This is a genomic window from Streptomyces sp. TLI_185 (assembly GCF_003814765.1).
Taxonomy (GTDB): Bacteria; Actinomycetota; Actinomycetes; order Streptomycetales; family Streptomycetaceae; genus Streptomyces.
The window spans coordinates 8,696,458-8,711,195 of the sequence record NZ_RKRB01000001.1 but is presented as its reverse complement, the minus strand read 5'-3'; the positions used below and the strand labels follow the sequence as shown (position 1 = coordinate 8,711,195).

Annotated in this window: 11 protein-coding genes and 1 riboswitch; of the genes, 3 read left to right on the top strand and 8 right to left on the bottom strand. The window is 72.1% G+C overall.

What is annotated here, in order from left to right; genetic code table 11:
* Nucleotides 1-38: 38 nt before the first annotated feature.
* Complete coding sequence (locus tag EDD92_RS40000; RefSeq protein WP_123968814.1) at nucleotides 39-1,292, bottom strand: MBL fold metallo-hydrolase; 1,254 nt, start codon at nucleotides 1,290-1,292, stop codon at nucleotides 39-41.
* 288 nt (nucleotides 1,293-1,580) lie between these two features.
* Here EDD92_RS40000 and EDD92_RS39995 point away from each other — a divergent pair, with 288 nt between their 5' ends.
* On the top strand, nucleotides 1,581-2,759 hold the full coding sequence (locus tag EDD92_RS39995; RefSeq protein WP_123968813.1) for a glutamate dehydrogenase: 1,179 nt from the start codon (nucleotides 1,581-1,583) through the stop codon (nucleotides 2,757-2,759).
* A gap of 140 nt (nucleotides 2,760-2,899) precedes the next feature.
* Nucleotides 2,900-3,520, top strand: coding sequence for a TetR/AcrR family transcriptional regulator (locus EDD92_RS39990; protein ID WP_311736794.1), 621 nt, complete (start codon nucleotides 2,900-2,902; stop codon nucleotides 3,518-3,520).
* Nucleotides 3,521-3,632: 112 nt separating this feature from the next.
* Here the strand turns inward: EDD92_RS39990 and EDD92_RS39985 are convergent, their stop codons facing one another.
* From EDD92_RS39985 to EDD92_RS39970, 4 genes are all read right to left on the bottom strand, one after another.
* A complete protein-coding gene (locus tag EDD92_RS39985) occupies nucleotides 3,633-4,418 on the bottom strand; it encodes an SGNH/GDSL hydrolase family protein (protein WP_123970757.1) in 786 nt (261 codons plus the stop codon).
* Nucleotides 4,419-4,590: 172 nt separating this feature from the next.
* Nucleotides 4,591-5,304 carry a DUF6250 domain-containing protein gene (locus EDD92_RS39980; RefSeq protein ID WP_123968812.1) on the bottom strand — a complete coding sequence of 238 codons (714 nt, stop codon included), beginning with the start codon at nucleotides 5,302-5,304 and terminating at the stop codon, nucleotides 4,591-4,593.
* A 674-nt stretch (nucleotides 5,305-5,978) separates the two neighbouring features.
* Nucleotides 5,979-6,887 carry a LysM peptidoglycan-binding domain-containing M23 family metallopeptidase gene (locus EDD92_RS39975; RefSeq protein WP_123968811.1) on the bottom strand — a complete coding sequence of 303 codons (909 nt, stop codon included), beginning with the start codon at nucleotides 6,885-6,887 and terminating at the stop codon, nucleotides 5,979-5,981.
* Nucleotides 6,888-6,891: 4 nt separating this feature from the next.
* A riboswitch (cyclic di-AMP (ydaO/yuaA leader) is annotated at nucleotides 6,892-7,050 on the bottom strand.
* 316 nt (nucleotides 7,051-7,366) lie between these two features.
* Nucleotides 7,367-9,436 carry an alpha-galactosidase gene (locus tag EDD92_RS39970; RefSeq protein WP_123968810.1) on the bottom strand — a complete coding sequence of 690 codons (2,070 nt, stop codon included), beginning with the start codon at nucleotides 9,434-9,436 and terminating at the stop codon, nucleotides 7,367-7,369.
* Nucleotides 9,437-9,606: 170 nt separating this feature from the next.
* Here EDD92_RS39970 and EDD92_RS39965 point away from each other — a divergent pair, with 170 nt between their 5' ends.
* The gene (locus EDD92_RS39965) at nucleotides 9,607-10,404 is read left to right on the top strand and encodes a tyrosine-protein phosphatase (protein WP_123968809.1); all 798 of its coding nucleotides are present in this window, start codon (nucleotides 9,607-9,609) and stop codon (nucleotides 10,402-10,404) included.
* Nucleotides 10,405-10,438: 34 nt separating this feature from the next.
* Here EDD92_RS39965 and EDD92_RS39960 read toward each other — a convergent pair whose 3' ends face one another.
* The 3 genes from EDD92_RS39960 to EDD92_RS39950 form a co-directional block, all read right to left on the bottom strand.
* The gene (locus EDD92_RS39960; RefSeq protein WP_123968808.1) at nucleotides 10,439-10,564 is read right to left on the bottom strand and encodes a DUF6126 family protein; all 126 of its coding nucleotides are present in this window, start codon (nucleotides 10,562-10,564) and stop codon (nucleotides 10,439-10,441) included.
* Entirely contained in the window at nucleotides 10,561-11,199 is a 639-nt protein-coding gene (locus EDD92_RS39955) for a helix-turn-helix domain-containing protein (protein ID WP_123968807.1), read from the bottom strand. Before EDD92_RS39955 ends, EDD92_RS39960 begins: the two co-directional genes overlap by 4 nt.
* 80 nt (nucleotides 11,200-11,279) lie before the next feature.
* Complete coding sequence (locus tag EDD92_RS39950) at nucleotides 11,280-14,666, bottom strand: hypothetical protein (protein ID WP_123968806.1); 3,387 nt, start codon at nucleotides 14,664-14,666, stop codon at nucleotides 11,280-11,282.
* Between the last annotated feature and the right edge of the window lie 72 nt (nucleotides 14,667-14,738).

Sequence of the window (14,738 nt, the reverse complement as noted above, 5' to 3'; positions counted from 1 at the left end):
CAGCATGCCGGGTCGGGTCACGGCCTCCCCCGTCGAGGTCAGCCCGCCGATACCGTCTCGGGCTCCCCTGTGCCCTCCGCGGACTTGCCGTCGGCGTCGGTCCGGGCCTCGGCTCCGGAATCGGCGGCCGTCTTGATTGCCGCCTTCGTCAGCACGTCCGCCGTCGGCCAGCCGCCGGCCGGGGCCTGGGCGACGGCCCGCCACCACGGTTCGGACGGAACCGTCTCCGCAGTGGGCTCGAAGGGCTCTCCCGGGCGGGGCAGGGCGATGCGGGAGCCCGTGGCGCGGGCGGCCGCGACGGTGCCCTCGCCGGGCTCCGCCCAGGGGTGCGTGGCCAGGTTGAAGGTGGCCCAGTGGATCGGCATCATCACGCCGTGCGGCTCGCCGCCCTGCAGGTCGAGGTGGGCGCGCATGCCCTCTTCGGGCGTCATGTGGATGTCCGGCCAGAAGTCGGAGTAGGCGCCGATCTGGATCATCGTGGCATCGAAGGGTCCGTGCTCGGCGCCGATGTCCTTGAAGCCGTCGAAGTAGCCGGTGTCGCCGCTGTGGAAGATCCGGTGCTCGTCCCCGGCGACGGACCAGGAGGCCCACAGGGTGTGCTGGGTGTTGCGCAGGCCGCGGCCGCAGAAGTGGCGGGCCGGGGTGGCGGTCAGGGTGAGGCCGCCGACCTTGGTCGCCTCGTGCCAGTCCAGCTCGCGCAGCCGGTCGGCGGAGACGCCCCAGTGTTCGAGGTGGGCGCCGACGCCGAGGGGGACGGCGAACAGCGTGTCCGTGTCGGCCAGTGCCTTGATGGTGGGCAGGTCCAGGTGGTCGTAGTGGTCGTGCGAGATGACGACGACGTCGACCGGGCCGAGCGCGGCGATCGGCAGTGGCACCGGGTGCAGCCGCTTGGGGCCGACGAAGGAGAACGGGGAGCAGCGCTCGCCCCACACGGGGTCGAAGAGCACCCGCTGTCCGTCGATCTCGGCAAGCACGCTGGAGTGCCCCATCCAGGTCAGCCGCAGTCCGGTGGCCGGCGGCTTCGCGATGTCGGCGAGCGTGGTGGGGTGCACCGGCACCGTGCCCTTGGGGGCGCGCCGGGGCCGCTCGTCCTTGTCGAAGAAGACCTTCGCGAAGTCCAGCGTGGAGCCGGAGGGCCGGATCCGGGCGGTGCCTCCGGGATTCTGGAAGACCCCGTCCTTGAAGTGCGGCGATCTGCGGATGCGTGCGAGACGCTCACCGCTCGGGTCCGCGCCGAAGCCCGCGGGCTGCAGCGCACGGAGCCCGGAGCTCAGGGAACGGAAACCGGACACGGTACCTCCAGATGGAGTCGACGAGGCATTCCATTATGGTCGGCTGCTCCGACAACACCTGTGTCGTCCGCGTCGCTGCGGGCTCATTCCAAGGAAAGCCCAAAGATTGCCGACCGCTTGGTGAACCGCGGACCGTCGGCGTCCATTCCCGTCCTCCTGCCGGCGCCGGGGTGATCGATCCGCCCGTTGACAGTGGGTGCCCCCGATTCCGATACTGACTGACGATTCAGTAATCGGGGGACCTTCGCCCCCGTCGCCGCCTCTGGTCACCATCCGCGAGGAGATCGCATGACCACCCCCCTGATGTCGGTCACCTGGACCGACCACCTCACCGGCCGCCAGGGCTTCCTGGTCGTCGACCGGCTGGTGCGCGGCGTCTCCAGCGGCGGACTGCGCATGCGCGCGGGCTGCACCCTGGACGAGGTCGCCGGGCTCGCGCGCGGGATGACCATGAAGGAGGCACTGCACTACAACCCCGAGGGCCGCTACGTCCCCCTGGGCGGCGCCAAGGGCGGCATCGACTGCGATCCCCAGGACCCGGGGGCGTACGCCCTCCTGGTGCGCTACCTGCGGGCCATGAAGCCGTACGTCGAAGGCTTCTGGACCACCGGGGAGGACCTCGGTCTCAGCCAGGACCTGGTGGACCGGGCGGTGGCCGAGGCGGGGCTCGTGTCGTCCGTCCAGGCCGTGTATCCGCTGCTCGACGACGAGGCGGCGGCGCGCCGTCGGCTCGCGGACGCGTTCGCGATCGAGGTGGACGGGATCGGACTGGACGAGTTGGTCGGCGGGTGCGGGGTCGCCGAGTCGGCGCTGGCCGCCCTGGACCGGGCGGGCGTGCCGTACACGGGGACGCGGGTCGCCGTGCAGGGCCTGGGCACGATGGGCGGGGCGACGGCGCGTTTCCTCGCGCGGGCGGGGCTCACCGTCGTCGCCGTCGCCGACATCAAGGGCACCATCGCCAACCCGGCGGGCCTCGACGTCGAGGCGCTGCTCGCCGCGCGGGACGCGTACGGCACCGTGGACCGTGCGGCCCTGCGCCCCGGCGACCGTGAACTGCCCGGCGAGGCCTGGCTGTCGGCCGAGGCGGAGGTGCTCGTACCCGCGGCGGTCTCGTACGCGATCGACACCGCCGGCCAGGAGCGGATCACCGCCCGCTGGATCGTCGAGGCGGCCAACATGCCCGTACTGCCCGAGGCGGAGGAGCTGCTGGCCGCGCGCGGGGTGACCGTGCTGCCGGACGTGGTCGTCAACTCCGGGACGAACGCCTGGTGGTGGTGGACCCTGTTCGGCGACATCGGCCCGGACGCGGAGGAGGCGTTCGCCCACACCCGCCGCTCGATGAGGGCCCTGACCGAGCAGATGCTGGCCCGCGCGGAGGCCGACGGGACGACCCCGCGCGCCGCCGCGCACGCCATCGTCGCGGACCGGCTGCCGGTGATCGCGGAACGGTTCGGCTGGTACCGGTGACGACGGTCCGGGCATCCGTGCCGGACATCCGGCCGCTCGGAGAGTACGAGCGGCTGTACTGCCGCAGCGCGCACCCGCTCGAACCCGCCAACTGCTGACCTCGCCCGGCGTCACCAGCGGCGACGGAATAGGGTGACCGCGTGGCGAGAGTGCGGTTGAGCGTGGCCGAGCGGCGCGAGGAGTTGCTGCGGGCCGCCATCGGGCAGATCGAGGCGCGAGGCGTGGCGGCGGTCAGGATCGCCGACGTGGCCTCGGCGCTCGGTGTGAGCAACGCGCTGGTGCTGTACCACTTCTCGACGAAGGAGAAGCTGGTCGCCGCCGCGTTCACCTTCGCGGCCGAGGACGACCTCGGGCATCTGCGCAAGCTTCTGGGCCGCCGTACGACCGCGCTGCGGCGGTTGCGGTCGGCGGTGCGCTGGTACGCGCCGACGGGCCAGGCCAAGGGCTGGCGGCTGTGGATCGAGGGCTGGGCGGCGGCGCTGCGCGAGCCCGCGCTGCAGGAGGTCACGCGCGACCTCGACAAGCGGTGGAAGGCGGCCATCGCCGAGGTCATCGCGGAGGGTGTGGCCGCGGACGAGTTCCGCTGCCCGGACCCGCACGGCGCGGCCCTGCGGCTGACCGCCCTGCTGGACGGGCTCGCCGTGCAGCTGACCTCGTACGCCGGTGCGGTGTCGCGGGCGCGGGCGCAGGAGTGGGTGGACGAGGCGCTGGCCCGGGAACTGGGACTGGAGCGGGCGGCGTTGACGGCTTCGCAGCACTGAGCCCCCGCACTCGGCGGGGGCTCAGTGCCACCGGGCCGCTGCTCCGCCCGCCCGGCGAGGGCCCTTCTCAAGCCATTTCGAGGGCTCGGCCCAGGACGGTCTCAGGCGGCTGTCACGCCACCGAAGCGATCCGCATCTTGATGTCGTCCGGCGACAGTGCGCCCTTGGCCGTGACGTGGTCCCCGGACGACTCGCCGCGCAGCCGGCGGCCGATCCACGGCACCAGGTACTCGCGCGCCCAGTGCACGTCGTCCCGTCGCACCTCGAGGGTGCCGCGCGGCGGGAGCGGCGGCCAGGGCTGGTCGGGGTCGGCCGGCACCTCGAGGCCGAGGACCTGCCCGGCGCGGAGCGCCACGCGCGTGTGCCCCTCGGGCGAGAGGTGGAGGCGGTCGCCGTCCCACGCCCTGCGGTCCTGAACGGTCTTCAGGGACCACAGGTCGAGCACGGGACAGCCGTACCGGTCGGCGATGGCCCGCACATGGCCGTTGTACGTGGCGATCTTGCCGCGCAGGTGCTTGAGCACGGGGACGCCACGGGTGTCGAAGCCGGTGGTCACCATGACCGTGCCGGCGACTTCGGTGAGCCGGGCAACCGCCCGCTCGAAGCGCTCGGCGACCTCGTCGGGGTCGGTGCCGGGACGGATGATGTCGTTGCCGCCGGCACAGAAGGAGACGAGGTCCGGCGCCAGTTCGACGGCCTGCGGGACCTGGTCCTCCACGATCTGGTCGAGCAGTTTGCCGCGCACGGCGAGGTTGGTGTAGCCGAAGTCGCCCTCGGGTCGCCGGTCCGCGAGAAGCACCGCGAACCGGTCGGCCCAGCCGACGAATCTCCCGTCGGGGCCGGGGTCGCCGACGCCCTCGGTGAAGCTGTCCCCCACCGCAACGTACGACCCGATCACTGATCTGCTGTCACTCTTCGAATCGTCTGTCACATCGACCATGATTCACCTTCGAATGTGACCTACGCGACCGTAGGAAAGGGTTGACGTGCGGTGAGATAAGCCACTTCTAAAGTGTTCGCCAAGCCCGGAATACCCCTTCCATCAGCGACGTTGAAGCGTCGTCAAGGCGTCAGAGACGGTGCGGGACGAGCCGGCGGACCCTGAAGTCGGTGATCCGGAAGTGGCTCCAGGTGGTCCGGAAGGCGAAGTGCCCCCTTGTGTACGGCTGCTGGTCGGTGTAGTCGAAGACGAGCCGCCCGTTGTTCCACCAGCGGACCGCCGAGCCGTCGGAGACGATACGGACGCGGTTGGGTTCGTTCGCGACGAGGAGCGGCTCCGTGTAGTCGTAGATCAGCGGGCGGACCCCGGGCTCCCCGACGTAACGGCGCAGACGGGTCGTGGTGTTCGTGTTGGCGCCGTAGCCCACGTAGTACGTCTTGAGGTAGTCGTACTCGGCCAGTGCCCCGCTGCGGCGGGTGGCGAAGAGGTCGTCCGGGGAGCGGACGTCGGTGGCGTTCCAGAAGTTGTTGAGGTCGGACACGCGGTCGTTCGCGCCGCCTTGCGACACGGGCGTCGCCGTGTACTCGATGACGTACGGCCCTTCGAGCCGCTGTCTGAACCAGACCGTCGCCCCGGCGGGTACGTCGACCTCCAGCACCCCTCGGGAGGCGGTCACGGTGCCGCCCTGCTCCAGTTCGACCGCCCACTTGCCGAGGCCGTGGCGGAAGTCGTCGCGGGCGATGAGGCGGCCGCGGGGCGAGGCAGTGGCGGCCGGCGCGGGGGCGAGGGCGGCCAGGGCGGCGCCGGCAGCCAGGGCTCCGAATGCTCTACGGGTACTCGTCACGGGGCGGCTCCTTCGGGTGCAGTGAGGGTGGATCCGAGAAGGGTGAGCAGGTGGTCGGCCACTTTGCGGTGGCCCTCAACGCGGGGTGGACGTTGCAGTTGAAGTCCCCGTCCGCCGGGGAGAGCCAGTCAGTGGTGTCGACGAACTCGGTGTGCGGGTCGGCCAGTTCACCGACCGCGGCGGCGATGCCGTCGGCGTGCGCTCCGCTGAAGGGGCCCAGCGCGAGAATGCGGGCGTGCGGCGCGGCTTCCCGCAGCCGGGGAGGTAGGTCGCGGCAGGCGGCCGGGAACTCGGCCGAGCCGAAGGCCGTGTCGCTGGTGGTGAGAAGACGTCTTGACGGACAGCTCGACGGCGTACAACTGCTTCCGGCCGTCGCCGACCTGCACGTAGACCTGGGCGGCCACGATCACCGCCGAAGCGATGCCGCCTGGCGGTGCGTCGACCGACGCCGGGCACGGGAACCTCCACAGACCTGGGAAGGCGATAGGGAAAGCGCTTTCATCGCTACGGAGATCACTGTGCCCTCACCTCCCCCCGCTGTCGACACCCGTGCAGCCCCCGCCACAAGAACGCAATACGGCAAACATGAGCGCAGCCGGACACACCGAAGGCCGGACCCGGGGATCGGGGTCCGGCCTTCGGCAGCGTGTCAGGCAGGTGGTTCCAAGGGGATGTCAGCCGACGCCGACGCCCTTCGAGCGGAGGTAGGCGACCGGGTCCACGTCGGAGCCGTAGTCGGGCGTGGTGCGGATCTCGAAGTGCAGGTGCGGGCCGGTCACGTTGCCGGTCGCGCCGGAGAGGCCGAGCTGCTGCCCCGCGGTCACGGTCTGGCCGGCCGAGACGGAGATCTGGGACATGTGGCCGTACTGGGCGTAGTACCCGTCGGCCAGCCTGATGACGACCTGGTTGCCGTAGGCGCCGCCCCAACCGGCGGAGACGACCGTGCCCGCACCGACGGCCTTGAGGGCGGTGCCGGTCGGGACGACGAAGTCGACACCCGTGTGGTAGCCGCTGGACCACATACCCCCGGGCACGTGGTAGCCGGTGCCGACGGTGCCTCCGGCCACGGGGAGGGTGAAGCCGGTGGGGGCGGACTCCGAGGCCTTGGTGGCGGTCGCCCTGCCGGCGGACGAGGACGTCTTCGAGGCGGACGAAGCGGACGAGGACGACGACTTGGTGGTGTCCGTCGCGGCCTTCCGGCCGATCGTCAGCTTCAGGCCCGGGTGGATCAGCGACGGGTCGTCGCCGACGGCCCGGCGGTTGTCCGAGTAGAGCTTGTGCCAGCCGCCGGAGACATGCTGCTCGTCGGCGATCCTCGAGAGGTAGTCGCCGGCCCGCACTGAATAGGTCCGCACACCCGCATTGCCGGCGGCGCTCTTCTGGGCCGCCTTCTTCGCGGTGACCGGAAGGGACTGGACGGCCTTTTCCGAAACCGTCTGGGAAGCGGACTGGGTTGTGGCGGCATGGGCGCCGGTGGCCCCCATGAGCGGGAGAGCGAGTGCGGCGCCACCGGTTCCGGCGACGGCGATGGAGCGGGTGAAGCGCTGGGGCTTCGGGCGGCGGTGTTTACCCTTCGCGGGCATGACGAATTCCTCTCCGGCGCCTGCGAGGTGAGCTGTCGGGTTCGGGCTGGAGATGCCCGGCCGCGCATGCGACGCGGCTTTACCCCTAGCCGTTCCGGAGACCGGAACAGGCAGTTGTACCTGTGGGTCCCCCGCTCCTGCCGTTCACGGGTGAGTTGTGCGGGCACCGGGCGGCGGCAGGATTGGGCGTCCGTCCGGATTGGTGGCGAACGTAAGCGACCAAGACGCAAAGCAACAAGTGCCGGTTCCCCGTGAATGCGTTTCTATTGATCCCTTGGGAGAAAACCCGGTAACCCTGCGTTGATTCGGGGGTGATCGTCTCGACCAAACACCCTTGTAAAGCACGTGAATTACGTGGACATGACGCGCCACGCACCGTCATGGATATGACGCTCCTCACGTGCCCCTGCTCCAGGATCCCCCATTCAGGAGCGAGTTGGAATAAAGAGGCAGAAGGAGCGCCAATCCGGACAGAAGACTCAGATACGCCGCAGACGGAAAACTGCCGCGTCGAGGTCACCACGCAATCCGGTACGCAGTCCGTGATGCAGCAATACGGCACCGCTGTGGATTTCGCCCGTTTCAGGGCATTCATACGAGGCTGTCGGGTCGAGGCCCCGCAGTCGCAGCGCCGGCACGGGCTCGCCGTGGCTCTGCGCCTGGAGCCAGGCGAGGACGACCGCCTCGTCCCCGCGCACATACTGCACCGCACTCAGTCCGCCCCGCGGCGGCCGCAGCCGGTAGAGGTCCCCGTGCTGCACCAGCGGCCGGATCTCCTTGTAGAGCGCCACCCACTGGCCGGCCTCGGCCAGCTCCTCCTCGGTCCACCGGGTGAGGTCCCCGCCGACCCCGAGCACGCCGGCCATGGAGCTCACGAACCGGAAGCGCAGCGAGCTGACCCGGCCGTTGAGCTGGGTGTTCGGGCTGTCGGTGACCCAGGCGGCCATCACCCGTGCGGGGTGGACCTGGCTGAAGCCGTGCTGGATGGCGAGCCGGTCGAGCGGGTCGGTGTTGTCGGAGGTCCACACCTGGTCCGTACGGCTCATGATCCCGAGGTCGATCCGTCCGCCGCCGCCCGAGCAGGACTCGAAGGCGACATTCGGGTGGGCCGCCCGCAGCCGGTCCAGCAGGGCGTACAGGGCGCGGACATGATCGACCCAAAGGCGCTGCGGGTAGGGCTCGCCGGGCCAGCCCGCATCGGTGAAGCAGCGGTTGAAGTCCCACTTCACATAGTCGATGGGGGCGCTGGAGAGGAGCGCGTGGAGCTGCTCCCACAGGTATTCCTGGACGTCCTCCCGGGCGAGGTTCAGTACGAGCTGATTGCGGAATTCCGTCCGCTTTCGTCCCGGCTGGAACTGCACCCAGTCGGGATGGGCTCGGTAGAGCTCGCTGTCCGGGTTGACCATCTCGGGCTCGACCCAGATGCCGAACTGCATGCCAAGAGCGTGCACATAGTCCGCGAGAGGCTTGAGGCCGTTCGGGAAGCGGTCCCGGTTGACCGTCCAGTCGCCGAGGCCGGCGCGGTCGCTGGTGCGCTTGCCGAACCAGCCGTCGTCGACCACGAACAGCTCGACGCCGATCGCCGCGGCCCGCCGCGCCAGGGTTCCCTGCTGCTCCTCGGAGATGTCGAACTCCGTGGCCTCCCAGGAGTTGAACAGCACCGGCCGGTCCTGCTCGGCGTCCGGGATGACGTACGCACGCTGGTAGGCGTGCCAGGCGCGGCTCGCGCCGCCGAAGCCGCCGTCGCTCCACAGCCCGGCGAAGACGGGGGTCGTGTACGACTCCCCCGACTCCAGGCGCAGCAGCCCGGAGTCGTCGTAACCGGCGCCGCCGGTGATCTGCACGCGCGCGTCCGGGAGCTGCGCCACCGCGATCCGCCAGGAGCCCGACCAGCCCAGAGCGCAGCCGTAGACCTCGCCGCGTTCCTCGGTGGCGTCGGTGTCGAGGGCGACCCAGGGCAGGTGCTGGTGTCCGGTGTGGCCGCGGCGGCTGCCGATGATCTTCTCACCGTAGGTGAGCTGCGAGGCGGTCAGCCGGGACTCGGCGGCCCAGCGGCCGTGCAGCTGGGACAGCCGCCACTCCTCGCGCTCGGGCAGCGTCCAGGTGGCGGAGTCGGCGCGCAGCAGCTCCAGGGCGGACCCCTCGTTGTCGAGGGTCACCCAGCGTTCCACGACGTCGTGCCGCATCCGGTAGTGCAGCGTGATCGCGAGACCGCCGTCCCGGAAGGCCAGCCGGAGGTGATCGTCGTCCGCCTCGTACGTCTCGAAGCGCCATTCGGTGCCGCGCCGCTCGCCGGTGCGCACGGACAGGGCGGGCCGCGCGAAGCGGGGGCCGCCCTCCACCGGGTACTCCTCGCGTCCGTCGAGCGGGGACTCGAAGGGCCGGTAGTCCGGCAGCGGGCGGACGGCGAGTGCCTCGGCGTCGGCGAGCGCGATCCGGGGGCCCCAGTGCAGGTGCAGCAGTTCGTCGTCCTCGGTGAGGTGCACGGCGTAACTGCTGGCCGGCCCCGAGAGGAGCCACGTACGGCCGTTGTCTGCGATCTCCAGCATCAAGCCCTCACACATCCGAACAGGCGCGACCAATCCCCAACATCATCAAGCCACATGTGCCCTGGTCGCAACGCCTGTGGACAACTCATTGCCTCAGGAATCCATGTCGTATGGTCGGGAGGGTGCCCGACGACGAGCCGCGCCGGCCGGGCGGAGTGGGAGGAGCCCCCGTGACGCAGCAGATCCCGTCGACCGAGCCCGAGCTGGCCGGAGTCCGCAACTTCCGCGACGTGGGTGGACTTCCGACCGTGGACGGACGGCGGGTGCGCTACGGGGTGCTGTTCCGCAGCGGCCACCTCGCGCACGCGACCGAGGAGGACGCCGAGTTCCTGTCCTCCCTGGGGCTGCACACGATCTTCGACTTCCGCAACGCGGCGGACCAGAAGCTGGAGGGCCCGGACGTCGAGCTGCCGGGCGTGCGCAATGTGAACCTGCCGCTGTCGGACCCGGCGGACGGATCCGGGTTCTGGAAGATGGTCCGGGAGGGCGAGATCGAGCAGCTGCGCGAGATCCTCGGCGACGGCAAGGCGGCGAACCGCATGATCGTCTCCTACCGCACGATCATCAAGGAGCGCACGGCCGAGCACGCGCGCGTGCTGCGCTCGCTCGCCGACGACAGTGTGCCCGCCCTGATGCACTGCGCGGCGGGCAAGGACCGCGCGGGCCTGTCCATAGCCGTGACACTGCTCGCCCTGGGTGTCGAGCGCGAGGCCATCGTCGCGGACTACCTGGAGTCGAACGCCAAGCACCGCCGCTACAAGGTGCACCGCAGCGGCAGCTCCGCCTCGGCCTACTCCCCCGAGGTGATGGAACTGCTCAGCCCGCTGTTCGAGGCGCGGGCCGAGTATCTGACCGCGGCCTTCGAGACGATCGAGGAGACGTGGGGCGACGTCGACACCTACCTGGAGCAGGGCCTCGGGCTCACCCCGGAACTCCGCGGGCTGCTGCGCGAGCGGCTGCTGGACTGAGCCGGGCCGTTTCTCTCTCGACCGAGTCGGGCGGCTATTTCGCCCCGAGCTCGAACAGCAGGTAGATGAAGGCCGCGAAGAGGTGCCCCACGGCGATGTAGATGATCAGGCGCACCCACAGGGCGCGGGGGAACTTCTCCTCCATGTTGCTGTTGCTCATGGCATCTCTCCGGTGATCGGGCCCAGGCACAGCGTGGCCGTGGGGCTCTGCAGCAGGGTGTGGACGAACAGGAGCTCCACGCCGTCGGCGTCCTGGGCGGCGATCCGGTGCGGGGTCAGCGAGTCGAAGTGCGCGCTGTCGCCGGGGGCGAGCCGGTGCGTGGTGTCCCCAAGGCGCAGCCGCATGCGCCCCTTGAGGACGTACAGCCACTCCTCGCCGGGGTGCACGCGCACGATGTCGCCCTGGGAGCCGTGCGGTACGTGGACGCGCAGGGCCTGCATTCCGCGTCCGGGCGCACCGGCCGGCCAGTAGGTCCAGCCGCCGGCCGCCGTCGGTTCCATGTCGGCCGCACGCACGACGGCGTCCCGTCCGGCGACCGTCTCGCCCAGAAGCTCCGAGACGGTCGTACCGTAGATACGGGCGAGGGCGAGCAGCACCGGGAGCGAAGGCTGGCGTTGCCCGGTCTCCAGCCGGGAGAGATGGGCGGCCGACAGCCCCGCGGTGCGCGCCGCGGCCTCCAGGGTGAGGGAGGCGCGGCGGCGCAGGGCGCGGAGCTGGGGTGCGACCACGGGCAGGATCTCGTCCGGCGCGGCCGACGCGTCCGCCGAGGCGGGCCCGGTCTCGGGAGAGCTCATGCTCTCCATTCAGCCGGAGGATTACCCGTGCGGCAAATTTCTTGCCTCAGAGGCAAAAAGGCTGCCTCACGTGCGCGCTGTCACTCCGACGCCGTCACCGTCTGATGTGCCTGGTGCCGTACATCGGGGTCCTGATGTGTGCGCAGCTGCCGCAGCAGCGTCCGCCACTCCTTCGGCCAGCCGAGGGTGCCGGCCGTCCCGGCCACCAGCTGCACCGCGAGCAGACCGGTGACGGTGCCACCGTCTCCGGCGAGCCGCTCGGCCGCCGCCAGCAGAGCCGCGATGCGCTCCGGCTGCGCCCGGTGCGCCCCGCCCGTCGGCAGGCGCCCCGCAACCTGGAGGGCGACCGCTCTTCCGGCGCCCTCCAGCGCCTGCGCCAGATCCAGCAGCCGCCCGAGCAGCCGGTCCGGCTCCTCGGTCCGTTCGACCAACCGCCCCAGCAGCGCGGCGCGTTCGGCCACCAACAGCGGTTCCGGCGCCAGCAGTGCGGCGATCGTCGCCAGCCCCTCGGGCCGCCCGGCCACGTTGAAGGACGGTGACACCAGGGTCCGCAGCCGTTGCAGCGCCGGCAGGTCCCGGTCCGCCAGCGCCTCGCCCCCTCCCTCGGGCGTGTGCATCGCGGCCAGGAGGCCGGTCACCGCACCGTGGAAGGCGCTGCCGGCCTCGGTGCCGCCCACCGGGTGGGGGAGGTCGGAGAACGCCAGGTCGCGCAGCACCCAGGTCGCGTACTGCCAGTGCGCGCGGCTGCCGAGATCGGACACGGTGCCGGAGATCCGGTCGGCCAGCCCGGGCGCGTACCGGGCCCAGGGGGCCAGCCCCTGCAGGAAGCCGTATCCGGTGAAGCCCTCGCACGAGGCCAGCCCGGCGTCGTAGACCGCGTCGACCACCGCCGCGTATCTGGGGCGCTGCGCCTCGGCCAGTTCCCACGGCCCCACCTCCACGACGGCCCGGAGCACGCCCGGGGAGTCGTCGTGTGCGGCGGTGTCGAGCAGGCTCCAGGCCTCCGGTACGCCCAGCAGCGGCGGCAGCGCACGGATCACGACGGACCGTACATCGGGGTGCGAGTCGGGGGCGAAGCCGCCGGCCAACAGCGCCACCGCCTGCCTCGGCGGCAGGAACCGGGCCGCGAGGCGTACGGCCTCCTTGCGGGAGGTCACCTTCACGGGCCGCTCCCCGGTCAGCAACGCGCCGAGCGCCGGGGCGAGTTCGGAGGGGCTGCTGAAGCAGGCGGCGCGCGTCGCCGCGTACACGGCGACGCGGGCCCGGTCGCCGCCCGCCTCTTCCAGGAGCACCGGCAGGGCGTCCTGCGGGCGGTCGGTCCAGGGCAGCGCGGCGAGCGCGGCCTCGGCGACGACCACTTCCTCGTCGTCCCGGTGCCGCGTCGCCAGAGCCCAACCCAGCTCCGGCACCGGCGCGGCGGTGCGGATCGCGGCGGCCCGGTCGTCCAGCGGGAGCGAGCGGTCCGCCGCCACCTGCTCGGCGAGGTGTGCCGCCGCCCGCTGCTGGCGGGGCAGCCAGCGGTCGGCGGAACCGAGGTCCGGCAGCGGCCGGGCGGCGCCGGGGACCAGGAAACGCCCGTACGGCGGGGTGTCGGCCAGCAGCGTGTCCAGCAGGTCCGTCCGGCTGCGGGACAGCACGCGGCGCACCGGCGCGAGGACGACGGCGGACGGCTCCTGCCCGACGATCACCGCCGCGCGTTCCCCACGGGTGGCCGGGGCGGCCAGCCACAGCTTCGCGGCCACCTCGAACGTCATGTCGTCGCCGCGCTCCAGCGTCGTGGCCAGCATGTCCTGGAGCGCGGGCATCCGCCGGGCCCGCGGACCGAACGCGGCGGCCAGGCCGAGCAGCAGCCGGAAGTCGGATCTGGCCGCCGCGGCTTCCAGCCAGGGGCGCAGCGCCTCGAACACCTCGTGTTCCTGGCCGCGCCGCAGGACCCGGTGCAGCGGCCCGAAGTCCGGTACGCCGACCCGGCCCGTCATCCGCTCCAGGGTGTTCAACGCCCAGGCCCGCAGGGCCGTTTCACCGTCCCCGGCGTGCTCGACCAGCACGCGCTCGGCGAGGGTGCGCAGCGACGTCAGACTCGCGGCCGAGCAGTCCCGGGCTTCAAGGGCGTCGACGGCGATCCGGTCCAGCGGCTCGGCGTCCTCGGGGGCGAACAGCCGCGGGTGCACCTCGGCGAGTGCCTCCAACGCGGCGGCCCGCACGGGGTCCTGGTCGTTGCGCAGGCGGGCAGCCGTGCCGAGCACCTCGGTGACGGACTCCCGGCCGCCGTCCCGGGCTGCGCAGGCCACCAGCAGCGGCCAGGCGGCGGCGCGGTCGTCCGCGTCGGACCGCCGGATCGCGGCGAGCAGCGCGGAGCGGGCCTCGTCGTACGGACCGTGAGCGAGCGTGTCGAGGTCGTCCCACCAGTCGCCCCGGTCGCCGAAGTCGGCTGCCGCACGCCGCACCGCCGCCCAGCGACGTTCGCGCGGCAGCAGGTCCAGTACGGCCAGAGCCGGGTCCCAGCCGGTCCCGTCGGCGGTCACCGCGTCGAGGAAAGCCGCCCGCCTGCCCGGGGCCATGGCCTTCAGCAGCCCCGCGAAGTGACGGCCGTGGTGCAGCCAGTGGCGGCCCAGCAGCGGCAACGACTGCGGCTCGGCCCGCGCCAGCCGACGCAGCACACCGGGCGGCGGGGTGGCCGGGTTGCGCGGGGTGTGGCGGTCGGGGGAGATGATCCAGCGCACTACACGCTCGGCGTCGGCGTCGACCAGCGCACCGAGGCCGCCGAAGAGGCCGGGCGGCATGCCGGGCGGCCCGTACTGCTCCAGCAGTGCCAGGACAGCCTCGGGACGGTGCGGGGCGAGGGCCGCGACCGTCGTGGCGTTGAGGCGCCACCAGTCCTCCCGCTCCCGCCCGTCGGAGCGCTCGGACAGGGCGCGTTCGGCGTGGTCCAGGACGGGCCCGGGGTGGCGCCGGGCAAGCCGGGTCCAGCCGTCGACGGCGTGCGCGAGCCGCGGCAGCTCCCGGGCGACGAACGGGGTGGAGCAGGCGGCCAGCAGCCGGGCGGCCTCGGCCTCGCCCCACTCCGAGCCGAGCCGGGCCACCAGCCGCTCGGCGAGCGCCGTACGGCCACCGGCGGCGAGAAGGCGGGCCAGCCGCCGACGCAGTGCGGCCGATGCGTTGTCATATGCCGCCGCCACCGCCTCGTCCGGCACGGGCAGGATCCGGGCGCCGCGCTGCGCGTAACCAGCGACGACCGTGTCGGGGTCGGCGAGCCGCTCGGCGAGGAAGCCGGCGTCCCGGCCGACGAGGGCGGCCAGCGCGGCGAGGCGCCGCTCGTAGGGGCCGCGCGCGTCGAGGTCGGTGAGCAGAGGAGCGAGTCGGCCTTCCGCGACGAGCCGGCGTGCGGTCGTGGCGGTGAGGGCGAGGCGGGCCGGGAACGGAAGTGGTTCAAGTGCGGAGAGCAGTTGCTCCGCGGTGGTCGGCATCCGGCGATTGTGCCCCCCGGTGATCGTTCATGCGATCGATTATTCGGGTGGGGGGCCTGCAGGCCGGGCCCG

Excerpts from the sequence above, each read along its gene's own strand:
- EDD92_RS39950 (WP_123968806.1), bottom strand. The coding sequence starts at position 14,666 with ATGCCGACCACCGCGGAGCAACTGCTCTCCGCACTTGAACCACTTCCG.
- EDD92_RS39970 (WP_123968810.1), bottom strand. The coding sequence starts at position 9,436 with ATGCTGGAGATCGCAGACAACGGCCGTACGTGGCTCCTCTCGGGGCCG.
- EDD92_RS39955 (WP_123968807.1), bottom strand. The coding sequence starts at position 11,199 with ATGAGCTCTCCCGAGACCGGGCCCGCCTCGGCGGACGCGTCGGCCGCG.
- EDD92_RS39960 (WP_123968808.1), bottom strand. The coding sequence starts at position 10,564 with ATGAGCAACAGCAACATGGAGGAGAAGTTCCCCCGCGCCCTGTGGGTG.
- EDD92_RS39975 (WP_123968811.1), bottom strand. The coding sequence starts at position 6,887 with ATGCCCGCGAAGGGTAAACACCGCCGCCCGAAGCCCCAGCGCTTCACC.
- EDD92_RS39995 (WP_123968813.1), top strand. The coding sequence starts at position 1,581 with ATGACCACCCCCCTGATGTCGGTCACCTGGACCGACCACCTCACCGGC.